The sequence below is a fragment of the Terriglobus saanensis SP1PR4 genome (assembly GCF_000179915.2).
Lineage (GTDB): Bacteria > Acidobacteriota > Terriglobia > Terriglobales > Acidobacteriaceae > Terriglobus > Terriglobus saanensis.
Genome location: NC_014963.1, coordinates 701398 through 723341, shown reverse-complemented (window position 1 = coordinate 723341; position 21944 = coordinate 701398). Strand labels below are relative to the sequence as shown.

Annotated in this window: 17 protein-coding genes and 1 tRNA gene; 11 read left to right on the top strand and 7 right to left on the bottom strand. The window is 57.9% G+C overall.

What is annotated here, in order from left to right; all coding sequences use genetic code 11:
- Window positions 1-49 precede the first annotated feature (49 nt).
- On the bottom strand, window positions 50-1939 hold the full coding sequence (locus tag ACIPR4_RS02965; RefSeq protein ID WP_144312293.1) for a peptidylprolyl isomerase: 1890 nt from the start codon (window positions 1937-1939) through the stop codon (window positions 50-52).
- A 290-nt stretch (window positions 1940-2229) separates the two neighbouring features.
- Here ACIPR4_RS02965 and ACIPR4_RS02960 point away from each other — a divergent pair, with 290 nt between their 5' ends.
- On the top strand, window positions 2230-3849 hold the full coding sequence (locus ACIPR4_RS02960; protein WP_013567163.1) for a S41 family peptidase: 1620 nt from the start codon (window positions 2230-2232) through the stop codon (window positions 3847-3849).
- A 62-nt stretch (window positions 3850-3911) separates the two neighbouring features.
- Here ACIPR4_RS02960 and ACIPR4_RS02955 read toward each other — a convergent pair.
- Window positions 3912-3986: transfer RNA gene (locus ACIPR4_RS02955), tRNA-Gly, on the bottom strand.
- Window positions 3987-4051: 65 nt separating this feature from the next.
- Window positions 4052-4474 carry a hypothetical protein gene (locus ACIPR4_RS02950; RefSeq protein ID WP_013567162.1) on the bottom strand — a complete coding sequence of 141 codons (423 nt, stop codon included), beginning with the start codon at window positions 4472-4474 and terminating at the stop codon, window positions 4052-4054.
- Between the two features lie 513 nt (window positions 4475-4987).
- On the opposite strand from ACIPR4_RS02950, the gene ACIPR4_RS02945 reads away from it, so the two are divergent.
- The 3 genes from ACIPR4_RS02945 to ACIPR4_RS02935 all read left to right on the top strand — a co-directional run bounded on the left by ACIPR4_RS02945 (window position 4988) and on the right by ACIPR4_RS02935 (window position 8117).
- Complete coding sequence (locus tag ACIPR4_RS02945; protein WP_187290240.1) at window positions 4988-6493, top strand: ArnT family glycosyltransferase; 1506 nt, start codon at window positions 4988-4990, stop codon at window positions 6491-6493.
- Between the two features lie 161 nt (window positions 6494-6654).
- On the top strand, window positions 6655-7284 hold the full coding sequence (locus ACIPR4_RS22890) for a PEP-CTERM sorting domain-containing protein (protein ID WP_013567160.1): 630 nt from the start codon (window positions 6655-6657) through the stop codon (window positions 7282-7284).
- 278 nt (window positions 7285-7562) lie between these two features.
- Entirely contained in the window at window positions 7563-8117 is a 555-nt protein-coding gene (locus tag ACIPR4_RS02935) for a PEP-CTERM sorting domain-containing protein (RefSeq protein ID WP_013567159.1), read from the top strand.
- Window positions 8118-8608: 491 nt separating this feature from the next.
- Here the strand turns inward: ACIPR4_RS02935 and ACIPR4_RS02930 are convergent, their stop codons facing one another.
- The 3 genes from ACIPR4_RS02930 to xrt all read right to left on the bottom strand — a co-directional run bounded on the left by ACIPR4_RS02930 (window position 8609) and on the right by xrt (window position 12553).
- Entirely contained in the window at window positions 8609-10903 is a 2295-nt protein-coding gene (locus tag ACIPR4_RS02930; protein WP_013567158.1) for a tetratricopeptide repeat protein, read from the bottom strand.
- Window positions 10904-10973: 70 nt separating this feature from the next.
- Window positions 10974-11624: an exosortase C-terminal domain/associated protein EpsI gene (locus ACIPR4_RS02925; protein ID WP_013567157.1), complete on the bottom strand. Its 651-nt coding sequence runs from the start codon at window positions 11622-11624 to the stop codon at window positions 10974-10976.
- Window positions 11621-12553, bottom strand: coding sequence for an exosortase (gene xrt, locus ACIPR4_RS02920; RefSeq protein WP_013567156.1), 933 nt, complete (start codon window positions 12551-12553; stop codon window positions 11621-11623). The genes ACIPR4_RS02925 and xrt overlap by 4 nt, the downstream gene beginning before the upstream one ends.
- A 312-nt stretch (window positions 12554-12865) precedes the next feature.
- On the opposite strand from xrt, the gene ACIPR4_RS02915 reads away from it, so the two are divergent.
- Genes ACIPR4_RS02915 through ACIPR4_RS02885 form a run of 7 tightly spaced genes read left to right on the top strand, consistent with a single transcriptional unit; the run spans window position 12866 to window position 20781 of the window.
- Window positions 12866-13504: a polysaccharide biosynthesis/export family protein gene (locus ACIPR4_RS02915; RefSeq protein WP_013567155.1), complete on the top strand. Its 639-nt coding sequence runs from the start codon at window positions 12866-12868 to the stop codon at window positions 13502-13504.
- Window positions 13504-14805: a hypothetical protein gene (locus ACIPR4_RS02910; RefSeq protein WP_013567154.1), complete on the top strand. Its 1302-nt coding sequence runs from the start codon at window positions 13504-13506 to the stop codon at window positions 14803-14805. Before ACIPR4_RS02915 ends, ACIPR4_RS02910 begins: the two co-directional genes overlap by 1 nt.
- Window positions 14806-14817: 12 nt before the next feature.
- Complete coding sequence (locus tag ACIPR4_RS02905; RefSeq protein ID WP_013567153.1) at window positions 14818-16338, top strand: GumC family protein; 1521 nt, start codon at window positions 14818-14820, stop codon at window positions 16336-16338.
- Between the two features lie 44 nt (window positions 16339-16382).
- Window positions 16383-17282, top strand: coding sequence for an ExeA family protein (locus ACIPR4_RS02900; RefSeq protein WP_245536438.1), 900 nt, complete (start codon window positions 16383-16385; stop codon window positions 17280-17282).
- A complete protein-coding gene (locus ACIPR4_RS02895; protein ID WP_013567151.1) occupies window positions 17279-18232 on the top strand; it encodes a CpsD/CapB family tyrosine-protein kinase in 954 nt (317 codons plus the stop codon). Before ACIPR4_RS02900 ends, ACIPR4_RS02895 begins: the two co-directional genes overlap by 4 nt.
- Window positions 18233-18238: 6 nt before the next feature.
- Window positions 18239-19615, top strand: a complete 1377-nt coding sequence (locus tag ACIPR4_RS02890; RefSeq protein ID WP_013567150.1) for a TIGR03013 family XrtA/PEP-CTERM system glycosyltransferase — start codon at window positions 18239-18241, stop codon at window positions 19613-19615.
- Window positions 19612-20781: a glycosyltransferase family 2 protein gene (locus ACIPR4_RS02885; protein ID WP_013567149.1), complete on the top strand. Its 1170-nt coding sequence runs from the start codon at window positions 19612-19614 to the stop codon at window positions 20779-20781. Before ACIPR4_RS02890 ends, ACIPR4_RS02885 begins: the two co-directional genes overlap by 4 nt.
- An 11-nt stretch (window positions 20782-20792) precedes the next feature.
- Here ACIPR4_RS02885 and ACIPR4_RS02880 read toward each other — a convergent pair whose 3' ends face one another.
- Window positions 20793-21863: a glycosyltransferase family 4 protein gene (locus ACIPR4_RS02880; protein WP_144312292.1), complete on the bottom strand. Its 1071-nt coding sequence runs from the start codon at window positions 21861-21863 to the stop codon at window positions 20793-20795.
- Window positions 21864-21944: the final 81 nt, after the last annotated feature.

Here is a 21944-nt window from a genome sequence, read left to right as displayed (position 1 = left end):
CCCATCCCTTTGTGAAAGGATGGGGCACAGAGTTCTTACTATTAGTAAATCACTGTGGAGGCAGCGTGGTGGTGCTCGGAGCAGGATTTCCAGGAGTTGCGGGAGCCGGAGCCGTGCTGCCGGGCGCGGGCTGGTTCGCGGGTGGAAGCGTCGTGGTGTCCGAGGTCGGCTTCGGCGTAGTCGTATCCGTCTTCGGCAGACGCGGCTGCGTGTTGTCGATCAGAGGAGCAGCCTTTTCTACCGGCTTCTCCGAGTAGCGCTCCTTGGCTTCACCCTTCTTGCGCTTCTTCTTTTTCTTGGTGGCCGTATCGCCATTCAGTCCCAGCGGAGCAGCCTGCACCTTCTTGGAGTTCACCTCGTCGGCGCTGGGGCCGTTGGGTGTGGCTGCAATCTTGTCGGCCTGCTTCTTTTCAAGCTTCTCGACTTTTGCCTTACGCACTTCCACAACGCGCGAGCTATAGCGTGTCTTCTTCGCAGGAGCCGCCTGGGGCGCGAGCGGATCATCGCTGGCGTTGGCCGCCGAAACGGTGTTGTCGCTGGTGGTGGGTGCAATGGCCGTACCCGGTGCCGCAGCCACAGGGGTTCCACCCGTTGCGGTGTTCGTGCCATCGTCAGGAGCGGCAGGGAGAGCGAGGCGAGGCGCCTGGCCGTAGCGAATCTTTTCCTTCTTGATCTTCTTGGGGCGGCCCTTTTTGTCGAGCTGTACCGGCGCCAGCAGAGCGGCGGCGGGAGCTGCACCTGCTGCTGCGGTCGTGGTGTGGCGATCGAAACGCGCCTTTGCGGGGGCAGCCTTCTTCTTCGGTGTAGGCGCCGTGTAAGCGCTGAAGAGAGGCTTGGTCTGAAGTGGCGACGCACCAGAATCTACGAAGCCGGGCTTGATGTCGATGTAGGCATCTTCGCGCAGATGGGTGAGATAGGCGCGGAGAGCGGGCTGCATCTGGTCCTGATACATGGCCTCCTGCACCTGCTGATCCACCTGTGCAAGCGGAGGCACACCGGCTTCCTGGTGCTCCGTGGCCTGAAGGATCACAAAGCCCTGGCGCGTGCGAATGGGCGCGGTAAAGTCTCCAACCTTAAGGGGGAAGGTCTTCTCTTCGAGCACCGGCGCCAGCCCACCACGCTTGAAGAAGCCGAGATCGCCTCCCTGCGCTGCGGTGGGACCGCCGGAGGTCGTTTTGGCGACATCGGCAAAGGCTGCACCCGCGCGGATCTTGGCGGCAGTCTCTTCGGCTTTGGCCTGCGCCTGGGCAATGGCGGCGTCCGTAGCATCGGCGGGAAGAGGAATCAGGATCTCGGAGAGACGAACCTGTTCCTGCTGAGCGAACTGATCTTTATGCGCGTCGTAATACTTGCGCTCGTCGGCCTGTGTCATCTGTAGATGGCGGCTGACTTCGTCGCGGACGACGCTGGAGGTGATGATGCTGTTCCGGATCTGTGCCTTGAAGTCTTCAAAGGAAACACCCTGCGCGCGGGCGGCCTTTTCCAGGTCTTCCATGCTGTCGAGGTGGTTCTGCTTGCGGATGTCGTCGAGGCGACGGATCAGCTCCGTGTCGCCGGTGATGCCGAGTTCCTTGCCGCGCGAAAGCAGAAGCTGCTGATCGATCAGATCGCGGAGCATGTTCTTCTGCCGCTCTGCCGGATCGCCCGCCTGTGCACCACCTTGGCGCAGTTCCGCCTGGAGCTGCTGCTCCTGGCGCTCCACGTCCGAACGCGAAATGATCTGGTCATTCACGCGCACAACAACATCTTCCACCACAACACCGTCCGGCGTGATGGCCGGAGTGGACGGCAGGATCGTGCTCTGCGGCTCTGCGGGAAGCGTGCCCGGGCTTTGATAACGCGGCGATTTGAGCTGCGCGGATGCCGTAAGGGACAGGGCCAGAAGCGCGCTAAGTGCAATGGCTGCGGTGGAGCGGAGCTGCGAGATTCGGACGGTCATCAATACCTGCAAAGAGAATCTTTCCCGTGGCGTCGTAAGTGCGTCCACCGGAGTGCCTGCTGCTTGGACTGGCGGTGACGTCGGACGGTATCGGGTTAGCTCCTATTCTACTGTGCAAAGTGGTGTGGTGGGCGTTACGTTGGGGAGGTGTTTGCCGGGGAAATCGATAACCTTCCGGTGCTATACTTCGTCCTACCCACGAGGGGTGGAGGAGCTCACCAAGACTCCCCGTCCCGAGGTAGTTGCTGCCGTGCGAGTCGCCTACGGCAGCGTCCCAGAGGTAACGACTGATGGCTTTCCGCACGCCCCGCGCTGTACTCTCCCTGACGTTGTTTCTTTCGACCTGTGCGGTTGTTGGGTCCCTCATGAACCAGAAGGTAAGCGCACAGGCGGCGACCGAAGAGTCCACCCTGCGCGACAGCCTGCATCAGTTCACCGACGTCTACAGCGTGATCGAGCAAAACTATGCCGATCCCCTGAATAACGAGAAGGTCGACAAGATCATCTACGACGGCGCGATTCCGAACATGTTGCACGTCCTGGATCCCCATTCCAGCTTTTACGACCCCAAGGCTTACGCGCAGATGCGCGAGGACCAGCACGGACAGTATTACGGCGTCGGCATGAGCATCCAGCCCCAGTTGATCGCCGGTGTCCAGCGGATCGTGGTCCTGGCTCCCTTTGAGGGAACGCCTTCCTACAAGGCCGGCATTCGCCCGGGCGACATTATCTCGGCCGTCGACGGCAAAACGACGGACGGCATGGACTCCGTGGCCGTATCTACGGCACTCAAGGGGCCCAAAGGAACGCAGGTACAGGTGACGATGGTGCGCGAAGGCGCTCCGAAGCCGCTCGTATTTTCCCTGATTCGTGATTCAATTCCACGTCCTTCGGTGGATCTTGCCTTTCTGATCAAGCCGGGCGTGGGCTATATCCATGTAGGACAGTTCATGGAAACCACCAGCCACGAGGTAGGCGAGGCCCTGGAGCGCTTTGGTCCGCTGAACGGCCTTTTGATCGATATGCGCAGCAATCCGGGCGGCCTGGTGAATGAAGCCGTGGCTATGGCGGACAAGTTTCTGCAGCGCGGACAGGTGGTTGTGTCGCAGAAGGGGCGGTCGTATCCCGACCAGGTCTATCGCGCGAACCGCGGCACTGACAGCAAGCCTTATCCGATTGTGGTCCTCGTAAACAGGAATACGGCCTCAGCGGCGGAGATTGTCTCCGGAGCCCTGCAGGACCATGACCGCGCCCTGATCGTCGGCGAGACGACCTTCGGCAAGGGGCTGGTCCAGACGGTATTCCAGGTGGCGGACAACACTGGTCTGGCCCTGACGACCTTCCACTACTACACACCCAGCGGACGCCTGATCCAGCGCAACTATAGTAATGTGTCGCTCTATGACTATTATTATGTGCGCGATGGAGCGTCCAAGAAAGACAACGCCAACCGCGAAGTGAAGCTGACGGACAGCGGACGGACGGTCTACGGTGGCGGCGGCATTACGCCGGACGAGAAGATTGAAGCGCCAAAGTCGAATCCGTTCCAGAATGGCATGGCCCAGCACTATGCGTTCTTCAACTTCTCGAAGCACTACCTCTCCAACCGATCGGTAACAAAGGACTTCCAGGTCGACGACGCCGTTATGCAGGAGTTCAAGGCATTCCTGAAAGAGCAGAAGATCGATTACACCGATCAAGACATTGCGGCCAATCTTGACTGGGTCAAGATGAGCATCAAGGCCGATCTCGTGACCTCGCAGTTTGGACAGATCGAGGGGTTGAAGGTCCGTGCCGACTGGGATCCGACGATCAACAAGGCACTGACATATCTTCCCGAGGCGCAGGCGCTTGAGGAGCATACGACGGCGAAACCTCAGGTTGCGAAGACGGCGAGTCTGCGGCAGTAAGAGAAGCAGTTGTGGCAAGAGAGAAGTCCGGCCATTAGCCGGGCTTCTTTGTGTCTGAACTTTGGAGCGGGAGACGGGGATCGAACCCGCAACCAACGGCTTGGGAAGCCGCTACTCTACCATTGAGCTACTCCCGCGACTTGCCCAGTATAAGCTCGTCTTCGCTGGGTTGGAAGCAGGAACAGAGAGCAGCGAAAAAGGATTATTCCGCGCCCTGGGTAGTGGTGGAGTGGGATGCCGCGGACAGGGCAACAAGCGCCATGGTCAGCTTAGGATCGGCCTTGGTCGGTTCTACCGAGAGGCGATCGCCGCGGAGGTAGATAGTGCGATCGGTGTAGCTGATGTCGAGCGATGCTTCGCGGAGCGACGTGGCGCTGTCGTGAGCGAAGAGGGCATAGTCACTCCATCCGGTCTCACCACACACGACAACAAAATGCCAGTTATCGACGCCGGGGTGCTGCGAAACCAATTTCTGCGCTGACTTGATCTGCGTGGCGCAAGCCTGTTTGCCGGCGGCGTCGAGATGGTCCGTTTCGCCGCCAAGGCAAAAACGGTTTTCGGCAGAGACGAGCTGGGACATGGAAAGTGCAAGTGTCAGAACGGTAGCAGTAAGAAATGGCTTCATGATCAAGCTCCAATTCCCTGTGAAGGGCCCGCTCGCAGTAGCGAGTTCCTTCAACGTACGCCTTCGACAACTCGATTTGCCACATTATTTACCATTTTTGGATATAAATATTCCACTTTGCGCAATTTTTTGCGCAAAGTTTTGGGGATTTCGCATGGCGCTTTGAATGCAAAATTTCGATTAAACTACTTTATTTCAACGGTTTATAGATCTTAGCGGCAAACACGCACGGGGGAGGCTGCGCCTTCGGCGCATAACAAAGCAGATTTCTCCGCTCCCGCTACGCGCTCGGTCGAAAATGACGGTGGTGATGTGGGGTGGGTGAGATCTCCGTCATCTCGACCGGAGCGACAGCTTTATCGTCGCGTAGCGGAGAGATCTGTTGGTATCGCGCGGAGCGCGATCGGATGCGGCGTCCGTAGCCTTTTGGTTCCGGAAGCATTCAATCGCTACGAATGCCCAGCAACTTGTAGAGTTCGGCATCGTAAGATGACTCTGTCTCCGGAGGTCCTATTGTCTCGTCCCAACCAGCCTGATCTATCGACGCCTCCTACCGGGAGACCGACTTCCAGACGGACACACCTCTGGCTTCTGGCGGCGATTGCGCTTTTTCTGCTGCAGACGCTTCCGTTTCTGTCGTATCGATGGGTGACGGACGAGAGCTGGTACGCCGCACCGGCCTATTCCCTGGTGCATGGCGACGGGATGCGCGATCCGGCGCTTGGACCGAATGAACTGGAGAACCACTTTGACGCGCGGCCGCCGGGCACAGCCCTTGTGATCGCCGCTGGCTTCAAGCTCTTCGGCACGGGGCAGATTGCAGCGCGCATCGGGTCTGTTCTCGCTGGCCTGCTGGTCGTCGTATTGGTCTATAGGCTTTCAAGGGAACTTTTCGGAGTTCCGGGGGCCCTCTGTGCGACATTCGTCATCGCGACCGATAACCTGCTTGTGCTGACCTCGCGTACGGCAAGGCCCGAGGCGCTGACGACGATGTGTATCTTCGCCGGTCTGCTGGCACTGCAAAAGTATGCGAACTTGCGAAAGCCAGCCTACGCCTTTGCCTGCGGACTCGTGATGGCGGCGGGAACGATGTTTCACATTACGCTGCTGGGCTATCTCATCTCTTTCGGTTTACTCTTCCTTTTCCTCGATAAGAAGCGCGGGGATTTCATCCTTCGCGGCGCTTTGACCTATTGGATTGGCTTTGCCATAGGACTTGTCCCCTTTGCTCTATGGATTTTCACAGCTCCACGGGGTTTGGAGGGTTTCCACGAGGAGTTCCTCAACAGGGCCATAAAAGTTCCACTTTTGGAAAAGTTTTTGCATGAAGGAAGGAGATATTCAGACGTTCTCGGTTTCCACATGCTTTCGGGACATCTGGGCTCTCTTCCAGTTCGCCTGCCGATCCCTCTCTTCTTCCTCTTCGCGTCTTACCTGCTTTGGAGATACAAGCGGAGCTGGTTTTATGTGGAACTGGTGCTTCTTGTCCCCTCTATACTGTGGCTGATCTATACCGTGAACAAGTCGTCCCGCTATGTGGCGATCGTTGGACCGCTTTTTGCCCTGGCGGTTGGAGCTGCGATTCGCGCGACGGAAGAACGGGCCAATCTCCGCAGGTGGTTAACATACGGCACTTTAGCGGTGGTCGTCGTGCAGGCATCTGCCAATTTTCTTCTCCTCCACAATGCCAGGAAGGCAAACTATTCGGAGCTCGGCGCGAAGCTTCGTGCCTTTGTGCCAGTAAATGCGACGGTTTTCGGGACGATCACCTTCTGGCTGGCTTTTCACGATCATCCTTTTATCTCCTATGAGCGAACCACGCCGCACATGGCAGCAGACCTCTACGGAGCGCGGTATTTTATTGTGGGCGACCGCATGATGACCCAGGGAGAGCCGGATGACAGGTTCTACCTGGAGCTGAACCAGGACCTCAAAGACCTAGAAGTCCAAAGCAAGCTGGTTGGAGAAGTAGTCGATCCCTATTATGGGGACCTGAAGATCTATCACCTGGAAAAGTAGGCAAGTTTCCGTATTTGGGAAAGAGTCCCACAGAAGTGGTATTGCTTTTCCCTTTTGTTCCCACCGAAGGGTTGTCCATTTCCTTCCGGCGTGTTTGGCATCCCATCTGCTTACACACGTGTAGTGCACAGCTTGGACTGATGCCACCCCGGGAGCCCTGAATGCGTCGTCGCCTTATCCTCACCCTTCTTTTGCTGACTGTGTCTGTAGGAACAGCCAGAACAGTCGCGGCTTCACCGGACTGTTCGAAATGGGTGGCTGAGTATCGACAGAAGCTCGAGAACGACCAGCGAGTCCGTCGAGCTGTGACGGCACAACGTCGCGCTCGCGCTTACGCCAAACGCAAGGTTGCGGGCTACGTCAAGCCGAAGCCCCGTGTTGTCACGGTGGCCGATCATCCTCGTCCGCGCCGTCCGCATTTGACGCCGGCAGAGATGATGAAGCGCTTCAAGATTGTTTGCGGAGATCTTCCAAATGACGAGACGGCAACCGTGCTTCCCCCGGATCCTCCACCTGCATATGCACTTACGCGTCCGTTCACACCGGGAGTGGTAAACAATGTTCCCGTAGATACGCCTCCGCCCACGATTACGGGAACGGTTCCGCCGGTCACACCGGAGTCACCGATCATCCCCTCCAGCCCGTCGATTCCGACGGGACCTGGAATACCTCCGATCGGACCTCCGGTGATTCCGCCGACTCCGCCAGCGGTGCCGGAACCGAATACGCTGCTCATGGTCGCCAGTGGAGTTGCTGGTTTAGCCCGTATTGCTTATCGGAAGCGGAAATAACCGAGTTCGTTCCGCTTCCACTATCAAGACAGAACAGAAGATGTTGCAGTTATTTTGCCTAAGCTTGAGCATTTGTTTGCAAGTTTTTCCCCCTGAATTCCTGCTGTTTTTTAGGCAATAAAAAGATCATCGCCCTCTTTACTTTGGAACATCAGTTGCAAGATGTTCTATCGAGCTATCTCCATAGAGTTCCTTCTCGCACGGCGTAGAGAAGTTACTGGTTGCGGGATGCTCGCACGACAACTCCCGCGATCAGCGGTTATTTATATGGAGCGCTCATGAAAGCATCATTCTTAGTTAAATTGTTCGTTGCTCTCGCCGTTCTGCTTGGTTCCTCTACGTATGCTTCTGCCGATACGATCGGGGCAATCTCCTTTACTGGCGCGAACTCGTATAACAGCACCTCTTTCACCTTCGTTGGCAACCCTACTGTCCTGGCAGCTACGACGACCGGTTCTTTCACGATTTTCGATAGTGCCGCCGCAGTGACAGCAAACAGCTTCACCTTCAGCCCCATCTTTACGCCGTTCCAGATCTTTTCGATCACGGAAGGCTCCAACACATTGACGATCTTCTTCGACTCGCTGGATACGATTGTGAACACACCTGGAGCTCTCGCTCTTACGGGCCTTGCAACCATTGACCTCAACGGAGTCATTACGGATGGTACGTTCTCGTTGAGCTCGCAGTTTGGTGATAAGACCCCGGTCGTCTCCTTCTCGGCTACAGCACTGGCACCGACGCCTGAACCCAGCACGCTCTTCCTCCTTGGCACCGGCCTGGTTGGATCCGCGGGCGCGTTCTTCCGTCGTCGTCGTACTCTCACGGCTTAGTTCTAAAAAGTAGTAGCCCGTTTGCGAGCCAACCCGCTCGCAAACGGGCTTTTTTTTGCCCCAAATTAAGAGAAAAGCATTCCCACTTCCTCTATTTTTGGTCACCCCGGGTGTAACGGGTGACGAGTGGACGTCGCCCTTCGCGCCGCTGCGATCGTTTTGCTTTGCGCCTGCAAGCTCACTTCCCCTGCCGGCGATGGCAGCGCCAGCGGCATTTATCTTCAGTCGGCTATGTAGCGGAAGGCCTCATGCCTTGCGATCCTGAAGGCGATGCCCCCAGATTTCCCGCCATAGCGGATGTTGCTGCTTATGCGGAGGTGATACAGCTTGCCAGTTTTTACAGCAGATCCCTTCGCTGCGCTACTGGATGACAAAGGAGTAGTAGAAGCACAAGAACGCAGCGGAGTGACAAATGGTGAGCTGCTCTGGCGATCAAAAAAATATGACCAGCAACGAAGCGTTGCTGGTCATATTTTTGGGAGTCGTAAAAGTTACCCCAGGCGCTGTAGTTCCTGCGTAGCATCTTTCATGGTCTGGGTGTTTGGAGCGAGGGTGATGGCCTTGTTCAGGTGAACCTGAGCGTCTGGCTTCCGGTTGAGACGGCTGTAGGTCATACCCAGGTGATAGTGGATGGACGCGTTATTGGGATCCAGCTTGGCGGCATCTTCGAGATAGCTTCGCGCCGAGTCATACTGACCCTTGCGGAAGTAGACCCAACCCAGCGTGTCGTCCGTGCTGGCGGAGTTGGGAAGACCGCGACGGGCGGTCTGTGCGAGGGTGAGCGCTACATCCAGGTTTTGGCCGTGCTCCGCCATCAGGTAGGCGAGGTTGTTCGAAGCAGCAGGCTGTTGCGGCTGAAGTTCAAGGGTCTTTTTGTAGTACTCCATCGCCTTGGTAGGATCGCCAGCGGATTCTTCGAGAAGCCCCAGGACAGCGTACCCCTGCGGATCCTTGGGATGCGCGCCGATCCACTGCTCCCACTTGGCGATAGCAGGTCCGACGTTGCCGGTAAGAATCTGCGCCTGCGTGTAGATCTTGACCGCCTGAGCGTCAGAGGGGTTGAGTTCCATCGCCTTTTGCGCACTTGCAATTGCACCGGCGCCGTTATGCTGGCTCAACTGCACTGCGCCCAGTTCGTCGTAGAGCGCTCCGCTTTGGGGAAACCGGCCGATGAGCTGTTGAATGCGAGCAAGGGCCTTGTCCGGCTGCTTCGCCTGCATGTCCAACGCCGTCAGGAGATGAAGCGCCTGGGCATTGGCGCTGGACGAAACTGCCTGTTCGAGGAGTTTTCGTCCATCGTCGACGCGATGCTGCGCGATGCGGATCTGCGCCAGTTCGAACAGACCTGCGGAGTTGTTGGGATCCTTGGTCAAAGCCATCTGGAAGTCTGCGGCGGCCTTGTCCAGATCGTGCTCATTGGCTTCCGCAGTGCCGCGCCAGAGATAACCATCGGGAAGATTTCCATACCGGGCGATCGTGCTCTCCGCGATCTGGCGAAGCAGAGTGAAGTCACCTTTGCTGCTGGCGATTTCAGCGAGACCTTTCTGTGCACCGAAGTTGGCTGGTTCAGCCTGCAGTACCTGCTGAAAGTCCTGCTGCGCCGCGGGAATATCGCCCTTGGCGCGAGCGGTCATACCCGCCCAGAGACGAACGGTCGGGTTGTCTGGAGAGTCTTTCAGAGCCTCCTGAAGAGCACTGTTCGCCTCGTCGACCTTGCCCGCATTGAGCATAAGCATGGCGTTGAGCACGACGACCTGCGGGTCTTTCGGCTTGGATTTCGTCAGTTCCTTCGAGACTTCGGTCGCCTGTGCGATCTTTCCCCGGCCTACGAGGATGTGGGCGTAGACGAGCTTCAGAGGAACGCTTCCGGGGTGCTTGGCAGTCAGGTCGGCGTAAGCGGTCTCTGCTCGGTCCATCTGGTTCTGCTGTGCATAATAGCTTCGCAGAAGGTCGGAGCCCTGCGTCGATTCGGAGAGGTCTTCTGTCGCCTTGCGCAGAACCGCTTCCGCCTTGGGCTGATCTTTGGAGCGCATGTAGAGCGCAGCCAGGCTGACACGCGCCTGCAGATTTTTGGGATCCGCAGAGACGGCGGCGTTGAGTTGCTGCTCTGCTCCGGCGACGTCGCCCTTCTTTTCCAGGATGGCCGCAAGGCCAAGATGCGCACCGGCGTTGGAGGGATCGAGCTGGACCGCCTTGGCGAGTTCGCCCTGCGACTGAGCAAGCGTAGCCGGGTTAAGAGTCTGCAGCATCCCATAGGTTGCGTGGAAGGCAGCGCGGTTGGGGTCGATGGCGAGGGCCTTGCCGATCTGCGTGAGAGCGGTAGGGGTATCGCCCTTACGGATCGCAACATTCGCGAGCATGGCATAGGCATCGGCGTTGTTGGGCTGCGCAGCGAGGACGGCCTTGGCCTGGACCTCCGCGGCGTCGGGCTGTCCGCCCGCAAGCGCGAGATTGCCGGTGTCCAATCGCGCCTGAATGTTGCTGGGGCTCAACTCCACAGTCTTAACCAGTTCGTTATATCCAGCCTGCATCATGCCCATCTGGATGTAGCTCTTCGCCAGCTCATAGTGGGCTTCGCCGTAGTTTTTGTCCGCTTTCAGTGCGTTCGCGAACTGGATTGCGGCCTCTTTATACTTGCCGCTCTTCTCGTAGCGCTTGCCGCTTTCGAGGTATTTGACCTTTTGAACATTGGGGTCGCGCGAGCATCCGGCCATGCTGGCAGTCACGAGACAGAGTGCAATCAGGCCCGAGGTCTGAATTTTGAAATGATTTGTTGGCTTCGACATCGAGTGTTTCCTTCCAAGTCAGTCAATATAGTGGTTCCGCGCTTCGTTCAACGAGCGCAAATTTTGCAATCTAATTCGGGATGTACTCTGGCAGCAAAGTAACCAGCTGCGAGGCAAATTGAGTCGCCCGATCATGCGCGGCTTCCATCGACTCCTGTTCCCTCATCGGTGTGATGACGCGGATCAAAGCGCCATCCGTACGGTTATAGCGGATCGCGTCTGCCATCATATAAGCCTTCGCTGCGTAGTCGCTGGCGATACTTCTCCCGTGGGAACGGTACCAGTAGAGGACAAGCTGCTTCGCCGTTCCATCGGTAATGACATATTCTCCGACATCGCCTTCCATACCATTGAGCGAAATCTTACGAGAGGAGAGAAACGTCCATCCCGCTCCGGGCAGGCAGTTCTGCGGGGAGTGGATGGCCTGGCCTGTCCGCTGTGTGGGGAAGTATCCGATAAAAAGCCCGATCGCGTTTGCGTCGTCGGGAAGGCCGCTAGGGGTGGTTCCTCGATAGATGCGATGGAGGAAGCTGCCACTCCCAAGGAGACGCAGCGTGTCCGGACTGATGGGAATCTCGTTGCTGGAGCGCGAATCGATGGTTTTAGGAAGCTGGTCCAGCGGTGTGCTCGGAGGCACGCGGTCCGTGTCGGCACGGGAGTAGACGACGCCAGTGGCTAAAAGCAGAAGAAGAGTGAGAACGAGAAACCGGGGTGACTTCATACTGTTTTCCCCTTGTTCCAACGTCGGATTGAAAGCAGTGTATTCACGAAGTGCAAGCAGACAAGCGAGAGGACAAACATGAGCCAGCCGGAAAACTCATGGAAAAAACCCAATGCCTTGTCCGGGTCCCAATACTGTACGCAAAGCCCCGTTCCCACGATGCGAAAGACATTTGCGGCAACCGCGATAGGCACGCTGGCGAGTGCAAGCAGGACACGGTTTCTTCTGGATTTCTGCATGAAGTAGCCGTACAGAACGGCGACGGTGAAGAGGCTCATTAAGGACCGGATGCCGCTACAGGCCTCTGCGACTTCCAACTGGATGGAAGCGAGTTGAATGACGTTGCCTTCGCGCAGCACTGGCACGTTGAAGAGCGGAAGCATAGCGCTGGCCACACGCGAGGCCATGAGCTGCAGCGGAAACGTTATCTGATTAAAGAGCACAGCCGGCAGGGGAATGCCGAGGAGCATGACAAAGAAGACAAAACGGAGTTCGCGCAGCATCTGCCAGCCAGCGAGGGTCCAGACGATGCCTGCAAGCAGAAAGACGAAGGAGATCCTGGAGAGGAAGAGCTCTGCGCCGTAGATGCCCAGCATGAGCACCACAATGGCGAAGACGACGAGCTGCAAGCCCGCCCAGCTGGGGCGAATCGGCACCGCCGCGAGGCGATCACGTCTGTCCCAAAGAAGAAATGCGACAAAAAACGGGATCAGAAATCCGTGAGAGAAATCCGGCAGGAGATACCAGTCGGAGACGAGCTTGATGCTGACCTTCCAGTAAAGAAGGACGAGGAAGATACCGACAACCAAGGCCTGCGGAAGGAGGGCACGGGATTGCTGCTTCCACGTCCCGAAGTTCGGAGAGAAGCTGCCTGCTGCCGCGGAAGTGTCGACGTGTCCCACTACCGCTGTATTTTCAATTTCAATCACGAGAAGATCACTGCAATTGACAGGCCACGTTGGGTATGGCACAAGATTTTGTGTATGTCATGCATGCAGCCTGAGTATAGTGGTAAAGATTTAGCAAGTAGTACCAAAATGCTTCGGTTTTACCCTGCAAAAGTTTTCACTCACGCAATACATCTCCAAGTGGTTGATTGAGATTCTTAGCAACTGATAAGTTTTTTATTCCACACCCCGGAAACTTCCCGTTTGGCCACTGTTGTGCAGTGTTCTATGCCAAGACGCGCCGTGGATCCAAAGGGTTCAGGACAAATTACGGGTGCGTCAGCAGGAAGAGCAATGAGATTGACAGTTTGCACCCTTGTACTGCTTTGTTTACTCTCGGGCGGTGCTCTCTCCGCCCAGGTGAAGCCGCTGGTCACGCCTGCACCACAGGCGACCAAGGTGGTGACACCCGAGGGGACAGGGCCCGCCAGCACCACCCCGGATGCCGGCATTGCTGCCAACTACGTCATCGGTCCGGATGACTCTCTGCAAGTCACGGTCTGGAAAGAGCCGAGCCTTTCGGGAACCTTCCCGGTCCGTCCAGATGGAATGATCTCGCTTGTGCTTCTGGGCGACCTGATGGCCGCTGGCCGGACTCCCATGCAGCTGGGCGACGATATCAGCACGCGTCTGAAGAAATATATCCAGGACCCGAATGTGACGGTACTGGTGGCAGCCGTCAACAGCCATCGCATCTTTCTGGTGGGAGAGGTGCAGAAGGTAGGGCCGCTCCCACTCTCTGCCGGAATGACTCCCTTGCAGGCCATCGCCGCGGCCGGCGGTCTGACGGCGTTTGCAAATTCCAAGCACATCTACATCCTGCGTGGCACGCAGGGAAAGCAGATCAAGATTCCGTTTAATTACAAGAGCGCTCTGAAGGGCGATGTCCAGGGAATCGCGCTTCAATCCGGCGACACGATCGTGGTGCCGTAATGAACAAGACACTGCTTACCACCCTCTCACTACTGACCGTCCTCGCGGCCCCTCGCCTTTACTCGCAGGCGGCGCCTACGGTCATCGTTCCGCCGATTCAGGCAGGCCCCTCGCTGGGCGCACCCCAACTGGGCGGTACGCTCAACTACTCTCTCGGCGCGTCGGAGACCGTCCTCGTCGGTGCGAATGGAAACAATGGCACCACGAGTTCGACCAACATCATTGGCACCGCGTCCCTGATCACGGCGAGCGAGCGACATCCGACGAGCCTGCTCTATTCCGGCGGCTATCTCTTCTCCAACACATCGGGACAGCCCTCCGGGACCTTTCAGAACTTCGGCGTCTCGCAGGTACTGGCGACGCGGAAGTGGACTCTCGTTGCAGCCGACTTTGTGAGCTATCTGCCTTCTTCGCCGACGACCGGATTCTCCGGCGTGGCGGGCGTGGGAGATATCGGGACCATACCGGTCAACCCCATCGGCAGCCAGAGCGTCCTGAGCTACTACTCCACGCGCATCACGAATACGGCGAGCGGTAGCGCTGAGCTAAAGATCACCGGAAGCACATCCGTCGAGGCCTCTGGGTCGTATACGATACAGCGGTTTCTGAGCGACATCGGAATCGACAACTCCCAGGCCATGGCAACGGTCGGCATGCAGCACCGGATCGATGCGCGGGACTCCGTTGGCGTGAACTATGTCTTCTCGCGGTTCAACTACGGAGCCTCGCCCCTGTATAACCAGGGCAACCTGTCCTTCAACTCGCAAGGTGTGAATGCGACGTTCGAGCGAGCCTTGAGCAAGAGGTTTTCGATGGACCTCTCCGCGGGTCCACAGTGGACGAGCAGCAGCTCAGTCTCTGGCGTGATTCCGGCGCGTCTTAGCGCTTCGGTCAGCGCGGCCCTGAACTACAGGGGCGAACGCACCCAAGCCAGCCTGGCCTATTACCAGGGCGTGAACGCGGGTTCGGGTGTATTACTTGGAGCTACCACGGACAACGTAGGCTTCGTGGTGCAGCGCCAACTGGATCGCAACTGGTCCGGCTCGCTCTCAGGCAACTATGCCCATACTGCAGGGCTGCTCACTTCGACGCTGCCGCAACCGGGCACCGACAGTTTCTACGGCGGAGTGCAGGTTTCACGCAGACTTGGCCGGAACTTTTCTTCGTATCTCAGCTACACGGCGCAGACGCAGAACGTAAGCGGTGTGTCGTCGACGCTGAACGCTTACAACGGCGTCACGCATGTGATCGGCGTCGGCATCACATTTGCTCCCAGCTCTATTCATGTAGGACGTCACTAGAAGGATTTTTTCATGCTTGGACATCGTCAACTAAGACCGAATGAGTATTGGCAACTGCTGAAGCGCCGCGGGTGGATCGTTTTGATTCCAGCGCTCGTGCTTCCTTTTGTAGGGTTTGCTATTTCGTATCTTGTACCGCCGCAGTATGTCTCGCAGACCACGGTGCTGATCGATCAGCAGAAGGTCCCGGATGATTATGTGAAGCCCGTCGTAACGGCGGATCTGGACAATCGGCTGGCTACGATGAAGGAACAGATCCTCAGCCGTTCGCGCCTCCAGCCTATCGTCGAGCGCCTGAACCTGTACCCCGGGCAGTCGATGGAAAATCGCATCGACAACGCGCGTACGAATATCTCGATCAAGTTGATTCATTCAGAGATCGCACGCTCCGGAGGCCTTCCCGGGTTCACCATCGCATTCAAGGCTGGCGATGCGCGCACGGCGCAGATCGTCTGCGGCGAGATTACATCGCTCTTTATCAACGCCAATACGCTAGACCGCGAACAGTCCACGCAGGGGACGACCGACTTCCTCAAGGGGCAGCTCGATGACGCCAAGCGCAATCTGGACGAGCAGGATGCGCGTCTCGCAGAGTTCCAGAAGAAGTATGTCGGGAAACTTCCAGGGGAAGAGTCGCCGAACCTGAATATGCTGACCAGCCTGAATACGCAGCTGGAAGCAGCGACACAGCAGCTTGCGCGTATGCAGCAGGATAAGACGTACGCCGAATCGATGCTGGCGCAGCAGACCCGCGATGTCGTGCCAAGCGAGGCTCCGGGCTATGTGCAGTCGCCCCAGCAGATTGAGATGGCGCAGTTACAGTCGCAAGAGACGGAGCTTTCGACGCGATACACCGCGGACTATCCGGACCTGATTGCGGTCCGGCGCAAGATCGGTGAGCTTCGCGCAAAGATGGCGGCCTCACCCACAAGCCCCACACATACCGCGGCGACGCCTTCCGTCCGGGAGTCGGTGGGCGTGCAGCAACTTCGCGCGCAGGTTCGCGCGGCGACGCAGGGGATCGAAGCGAAGCGCCAGGAGCAGGCACAGATTCAGAATGCGGTACGCATGTACCAGGACCGCATCCAGTCCTCACCACTGGTCGAAGCTCAATTCAAGCAGATCACGCGTGACTACCAGACGGCGCAGCAGTTCTACGACGACCTGTTGACCAAGGTGAATCACTCGAAGATGGCGGCTGATCTGGAGAAGCGCCAGCAGGGTGAGCAGTTCAAGTTGCTGGATGAACCGACTCTTCCGGACTCACCTTCCACTCCGAAGCGGCCCCTATTTGCGGGAGCAGGTCTGGTCCTTGGACTTTTGATTGGATTTGCGACCGCGGCTCTACTTGAGTTCCGCGATCAGTCGATCAACACCGAGGCCGACATCTGGGAGACGATGAACCTGCCGACGCTCGCCACCATCTCCTGGGTGGGCGATAAGGTACCGGACTCAATCGAAAAGAAAGGTCTCAAGGGGCTCTTCCAACGATCCCCCAAAGATGCTATTGCTCCTTCTGAGGCCCGCGGCTGAGCATGTATAAGAGTTTCTACAATCTGAAGACAGCACCTTTCAGCATGAGCCCAGATCCGCGCTTTCTTTACAGCACGGCAGCGACGCGAGAGGCCCTGGCCTGCCTGGAGCATGGCATCGGATCCCGCAAAGGTTTTGTTGTGCTCACCGGCGAAGTCGGTACAGGCAAGACGACCCTTCTGCGCAGCGCGCTGGAGTCTTTGCATGTTGGAAAGGTCCACACTTCTTTCGTCTTCAATCCACGGCTGGACATCCTCGACTTCCTGGAGTTTGTTCTGACCGACTTCGGTGTGCCGCCGACGACGCGTACGAAGTCCAGCATGCTGCTGCAGCTGAACAGGTGGCTCATCGAGCGCTATGCGCAGGGCGATATCTGCGTCATTGTGGTGGACGAGGCGCAGAACCTCTCCCACGACATGCTCGAAGAAATCCGACTGCTTACAAACCTGGAGACCTCTTCCGAGAAGCTGCTGCAGATCGTGCTCTCCGGCCAGCCGGAGTTTGAAGAACAGCTGCGGCTACCGGCACTTCGTCAGCTCCGCCAGCGGGTTCCGCTCTGGGCCCACACCTCTTCTCTTTCTCTCGCCGATACCTGGGCTTATATCGCGCATCGCCTCGAAGTCTCCGGCAGAACAACGCCGATTTTTTCCAGGGAAGCGGTCGAGCTTGTACACCGATACAGCCAGGGGATTCCGCGCATCGTAAACCTCATCTGCGAGCACGCTCTGATCTTCGGCTTTGTCGATCGCATTCCGAACATCCACTCAGCAGTGATCCGAGCTGTTGTGCGCGACCTGGACCTTCCGGAACCGGAACCGATGGCCAAATCTTCGGTGCTGGGGCACGAACCAGTCGGCTATCCAAAGTCCGCATCCAGCATGAAACAACCGTCTTCGGACGAAGGCTCTCCCTTTGAGAGAGAGCAGGAAAGGACGATTCGATGAGCAAGATTTATGAAGCGCTCTTGAGAGCGGAGCTCGATCGCGTCGCCCTGCAAGAGGGCCGCGATTCTAAGTTGCAGCAAAGTGACTCCCTTGAGGGCGCTTTTCATATTGCAGGCGAGGCAAAAACAGAGATCACGCCTGCCCCCCTCGCATACGCCGAACCGGACCAGCTTGTGTCGCCTTTCGACGGAGGAACCTCGGTCTTCGGTCAGATCCGGAAGAGCGTCTGGACGCCTCGCATGGAAAGCCTTCCTTCCCTCATGCACCGCGGCGCTTCGGTAGAGCAGTTCCGGAGCCTGAGGTCGCATCTCTATGAACTGCGTGCGGCGAAGACATTGAAGTCCGTCCTGGTCAGCAGCGGCCTGCCACAAGAGGGCAAGAGCTTTGTCGCCGCGAACCTTGCGCTGAGCCTTGCGTTGCACAAGAACAGCAAAGTGTTGTTGATCGACGGAGACATGCGACGGCCCACGCTTCATTCCATTCTCGGATGTGGGTTGGAGCCAGGCCTGGCGGATTATCTCTCCGGAGAATCTCGTCTTCTGGATGTGATGCAGCAGCCGATGGTCGCAGCGAACTCTGGAGAGAAACTGGATCAGCGCCTGGAGGCACTGACCTTCATGTCCGGCGGCGCCGGGGCAGACCGGGCTTCCGATCTTTCCAGCAACAAGCGTTTCGATGAATTGATCGCGACGGTTTCACCCTACTTTGATTGGATTATTGTTGACTCTTCTCCCATCAATCTTGTATCTGATGCTGCGAACCTGGGTCGCGCCTGCGACGGTGTTCTATTGGTAGCTCGCGCTGCAAATACGCAGCTGGCGACGGCAAAGAAAGCCGTTGCAGAGTTCAAGGCGGCAAATCTTCTTGGCTTTGTTCTGAATGCTGCTGCCGCGCCGCCAAAGGGAAATGGGTACTACGGCTACTATGGCGAAGACACGGCAAAGGCATAACGAAGAATGATCCGCATCCTGAATGTTTACTATCCGACGCGAACGATCATGCTGCTCGTCTGCGAGGCGTTAATCGTCTCCGGATGCTTCTTTGCAGCGACGATCATCGTGCAGGGTTCGGACGCCTTCATCACGCTGAACTATGAGTACGGTGCGGCGAAGGTGCTCTTCCTTACCGTCATTACCCTCTTGTGTTCTTACTACTTCGACCTCTACGAACCGCAGATGCTGCTGGACCGGAGAGAGATTATCTTCCGCGTTCTGCTGGTCGTAGGCGTTGTCTGCCTTCTGCTCTCCGCAGTGGTCTATTTCTTCCCCAGCGTCGGCATGGAGCGGTACATCTTCCCGCTGGGCTTCACGCTGCTGACCGGCGCGCTGCTGGCGTGGCGGAAGGCGTATGAGTGGATCCTGAGCAAGAAGATGTTTCGCGAGTGCGTGTACATCATGGGCGGAGGCGAATACGCCTTCTCCGTAATGCAGACGATTGAAGCCCGTTCTGACCTCGGCATGGAAGTCTGTGGCTGGGAGGGCATCTCTCAGGACCGTGAAGAGCGCAAGCGGATGGCGTCTGCGGCACTTGCTAAGTTGACAACGCAGAAGCCTGGGATCCACCGCATCATTGTGGCCATGGAAGACCGTCGCGCCGAGATGCCCACGCAGGAGTTGCTGGCTCTGCGATTCCGGGGCGTTGTGATTGAAGAGGCGGGCGCGTTTCTGGAGAGGATGTCGGGCAAGATTCAGCTCGATGGTCTGCGACCGAGCACATTTCTTTTCTCCGAGGGATTCCGCATCAAGCCTTCACAGCAGCTTTCGCGCCGCATCGCTTCGTTCATTGTGGCCGCGATCGGTCTGCTTCTCTTTCTTCCTTTTTTTCCTCTTGTATATATCGCGATGAAGTTGACGGCGCCGGGTCCGCTGTTTTTCAAACAGACACGCGTAGGATATGCGGGTCGCCACTTCACGGTCGTCAAGTTTCGTTCGATGCGCACCGACGCAGAGGCCATGGGAGCGAAGTGGGCTACACAGGACGATCCGCGCGTGACCAGCTTTGGCCGCTTCATGCGCAAGACGCGCATCGATGAGATCCCGCAGCTTTGGAATGTGCTGCGCGGCGATATGAGCCTGGTGGGACCGCGACCGGAGCGTCCCGAGTTTGTCCCGTGGCTCACGGAGCAGCTTCCCTTCTACGACCTTCGCCATATCATCCGACCCGGACTTACGGGGTGGGCACAGGTGCGTTTCAAGTACGGCGCGACGCTGGCCGACAGCCGCGAAAAGCTTGAGTACGATCTTTATTATGTGAAGCACATGACGCTTGGGCTTGACCTACTGATCATGTTCGAGACCATCAAGACGATTGTGCGGCGGCGAGGCGCGCAGTGACGCTGGCCTTCTGGATTGCGCTCGGCGTCATCCTTTATACCTATGTCGGCTATCCCGTCGCGATCTACCTTCTGGCCAGGATGCAGCCCAGAAAAAGAGTGCACGCTCCGTACGATGCCAGCGTCAGCATTGTGATGTCCGTGAGCAACGGGGAGTCGATGCTGCCGCTGCAGATGCAGCGCCTGATCGCGCATGCTCCGCACCTTGTGCGTGAGATCGTAGTGGTCTCCGATGCTTCGCAGGACCGGACGGCGGAGATTCTTCGCGAACTGACAGAGCCTCGCTGCAAGACGATCATCCTGGAAGAGCACCTCGGCAAAGCGGGAGCTTTGAACCTCGCCGTGGCTGCTGCTACTGGCGAGATTCTGTTGTTTGTCGATGTCCGTCCCCAACTACAGGATGACGCGCTGGAAAAACTTCTGCGTAACTTCACCGATCCAACGGTAGGTTGTGTGACGGGCGAACTCAGTCTGCGTACCGATGGGCACGATGGAGCGGCGTCTGCTGTGAGTGGTCTGTACTGGCGTTATGAGCAGTGGATTCGCCAGTGCGAAGCTGCCTTCGATTCGCCGCTGGGTGTCTATGGCGGCTTCTACGCCGTGCGTCGCAGCTTGTTTACACCATTCCCCGCCGGTCTGGTGCTGGACGATATGTTTCAGCCGCTGGCGATCACGCGACAGGGATATCGCAGCGTCATCGATGCGGACGCGCATGTGGTCGACATGTGGCCTGCTGAGATGAAGGGCGAGTTTCGCAGGAAGGTGCGGACCCTTGCGGGAAACTTTCAATTGATTGCCGTGGCTCCATGGCTCATCACTCCGAAGAACAGGCTGCTGGTGCAGCTGATCTCGCACAAGCTTTTGCGGCTGGTGGCACCGTACTGCTTCCTCCTCACGCTCGCTGTGGCAACCGTGCTGGGTGTGCATCACGCGGGATGGTTTATCGTCGCGCTGATGCAGTGGATTTTCTGGGGTGTGGCTGCGGCAGGGCTTGTGATGAAGCTTCCGGTCATTCACCGGCTGAGTGGAGCGGCAGGCGGGTTTCTCGCGCTCAACGCCGCAGCAGTTGTGGGACTGTATACGTTTCTCTTCTCTTCGGAGCCCTTGAGTAAAGGCTGGTACGCAGAGCGGGCGCTCGCGCAGAAGCAGGCCAGGAGCGAGCGATGAACCGAGTTTTTTTAGCTGCGTCTGCTCTGGTAGAGATCCATGTAGGCCGCGTCCATCTTCGCAAGGGTAAAGTACTCTTCGTAGCTGGCACACGCGCGCTTGGAAAACTCCGCACGCAGAGAGGCGTCGCTCGCGAGCCTTACGATGGAGTTCGCCATCGCCGGGGCGTCTCCCACGGGAGACAACAGGCCGCTCTGCGACAGGCGCAGGACTTCACCCATGCCTCCGACATCGGTGAGCACTGCGGGCAGACCGAGGGACATCGCCTGCAGCAGAGACATAGGCACACCCTCCGACGCGGACGACATGATGAAGGCATCCGCCGCGTTATAAAAGCGAGCAGTGTCCATCTGCTGTCCCCAGAAGCGCACGTTTACGCCGATGCCGAGTTGAGTTGCAAGCGCTTCGAGATAGCCGCGGACGGGACCGTCTCCAACGACCCACAGCTTGAGATGCGGGATCTTCTCTACCGCGATAGCGACTGCGCGCAGCATGGTGGGCAGGTCTTTGATGACGGCGATGCGGCCAATGAACAGCAGCGTGAAATCGTCGTGAGTGCGTGCGTTGTCCACGACACGCTCGACGGGGCTAACGCCGTTATAGACGGTCACGATGCGCGACGTTGCGGCGAGCGGAGCATGGCGAAGGTTGTTCGACGTGGTCTCGCAGACGCCGGTAACCCAGTCGCAGAAGCGAGCGAAGATGCTGAACTTGATCTCCGCCCCCTTGTCGTACGGAGGAGCCACGAGGCTGTGTCGCGTGGCGAGCACACGCGATGCTCCGCTGAGGCGCGCACTCAATGCGGCCTGCAGAGTGGGCGCAGGATTGTGGCAGTGCACCACGTCGGGACGGAGTTTTCTGAAGTGCTCCAGATAACGGAACATCGTCCGCGCGGGATGCGCTTCTCCAGGAACGAAGATTGCAAATCCATCGGCCTGCAACTGCTCGCCGATGGGGCCGAGCTTGCTGTACGCGCAGACGGAGACATCGTGGCCGTGCGCGCGCTGGATGCGGCAGAGCTGGGCCACCAGCACTTCCGCGCCGCCCATCTCGAGACTATAAACAACGTGGCAGATCTTCATGTGCATCCACTTCCCGGCAGTAGCATCACGGGAGCCGTTGTTTAGCCTACAGGACGCGCCGCACCAAGGCCGCCGACCACT